The sequence below is a fragment of the uncultured Aquincola sp. genome (assembly GCF_964001545.1).
In the GTDB taxonomy this organism is placed as follows: Bacteria; Pseudomonadota; Gammaproteobacteria; order Burkholderiales; family Burkholderiaceae_C; genus Aquincola.
Map to the genome: position 1 here is coordinate 1 of NZ_CAXFDV010000410.1, position 1,717 is coordinate 1,717.

The following is a 1,717-nucleotide window of genomic DNA, read 5'->3' on the forward strand; positions in this document are numbered from 1 at the left end:
CTCGTCGGGCAGCATGGTCAGCTTCCAGCCCGGCATGTACACGGTGGACAGGCGCTCGCCCGCCACCTTGTCGATGGCGCTGCCCGGCGCAATGGCCAGCCCCGGCGCGGCGATGTGCACGCCGAACACCACGGTGCCGGTGCCCAGGCCCTGCACCGACAACGCGTCGTCGATCTCGGTGGTCTGCGAATCGTCGATCGAGAAAGCCTGCACTGGCGCCAGCGGCAGCGGCTCTGCAATGGCCGGGGCCTGCAGCGCCGGAAAGCCGGTGCCCTTGGGGAACTGCTCGAACAAAAAGCGCTTCCAGTGGAACTGGTAGGGGCTGCGGATGGCGCCCGCGGCCTTGAGCAGGTCCAGCGGCGCGCGCTGCGAACGCTTGGCGGCCTCGACCACGGCCTTGTATTCAGGCGCGTTCTTGTCGGGCTTGAACAGGATCTTGTAGAGCTGCTCCTGCACCGGCGCCGGGCAGGTGCCGGCCGCCAGCTCGGTGGCCCAGGCCTCGATCTGCGCGGCCTGCTGCTTCTTGCGCTCGATGCCCAGCAGCGCCGCCTTCACGGTTTCTTCGGGCGCCTTCTTGAACACGCCCTTGCCCATGCGCCGGAAGTAGTGCGGCGCCTCGTACAGGCGGAAGAGGGCGGCGGCCTGCTGCTCCAGCCCGGCCTTGGCATCGAAATAGTCGCGCGCCAGGTCCACGAAGCCGAACTCGCCTTCGGGCGCGAATTCCCAGGCCAGGTCCAGGTCGATCTCGGTCGCCAGGCGCTGGCCGGCGGCGATCAGCTCGGCCGGGGCCGGCTTGTCGAACTTCATCAGGACGTTGGCCAGCTTGACCTTGACGCGCTTGCCCGAGTCGAGCTCGATCTGCATCGAGCTCTCGGCCTCGGACATCACGCGGCCGGCCAGGAATTTGCCGGATTCATCGAACAGTGCATACATCCGGCCGATTGTCCCACCTGGGACGCAACAGACGGCTAGACCACCATGCCGCCAGACACTTCGATCACCGCGCCGTTGATGTAGCTGGCTTCGTCGCTGGCCAGGAAGGCATACACGTTGGCGATCTCTTCCGGCTTGCCCAGCCGGTGCAGCGGCACCTGCTCGCGCATCTGCTGCAGCACCTTGTCGGGGATGGTCGAGAGGATGGGCGTCTCCACGAAGCCCGGGGCCACCGCATTCACCCGCACGCCCTTGGGGCCCAGCTCGCGGCTCCAGGTCTTGGTGAAGCCGATGACGCCGAACTTGCTGGCCGCATAGTTGGTCTGGCCGAAGTTGCCGTAGATGCCCACCACGCTGGAGGCATTGAGGATCACGCCGCCGCCCTGCGCCGTCATGGTCTCGGCCACCGCCTGCGCGCAATGGAACACGCCGCGAAGGTTGACGTCGATCACAGCGTCGAACTGGGCTTCGGTCATCTTCACCAGCCGCGCGTCTTTCGTGATGCCGGCGTTGTTCACCAGCACGTCGATGCGGCCATGGCGGGCCTTGACCGCCGCCACCATCGCATCGACCTGCGCACGGTCGGTCACGTCCACCACATGGCCTTCGGCGCAGCCGGCGCGGCCGGTGTGCTCCACGCACTGGGTCACCGCGGCATCGATGGCGGCGGGCTTCACGTCGCAGACGATGACGGTCGCGCCTTCGGCCGCGAACTTGGTGGCGGTGGCCAGGCCGATGCCCTGGGCCGCGCCGGTGACGATGCAGATCTTGTCTTTCAGTCGCA

Annotated in this window: 2 protein-coding genes; both read right to left on the reverse strand. The window is 67.4% G+C overall.

Going from position 1 to position 1,717, the window contains the following annotated elements; translation table 11 throughout:
• Positions 1-933, reverse strand: a 933-nt coding sequence (locus tag ABNT58_RS14000; RefSeq protein ID WP_348754076.1) for an RNB domain-containing ribonuclease, incomplete at its 3' end; no start/stop codon positions are given.
• A gap of 35 nt (positions 934-968) precedes the next feature.
• The coding region (gene fabG, locus ABNT58_RS14005; protein ID WP_348754077.1) for a 3-oxoacyl-[acyl-carrier-protein] reductase at positions 969-1,717 on the reverse strand (749 nt) is incomplete at its 5' end.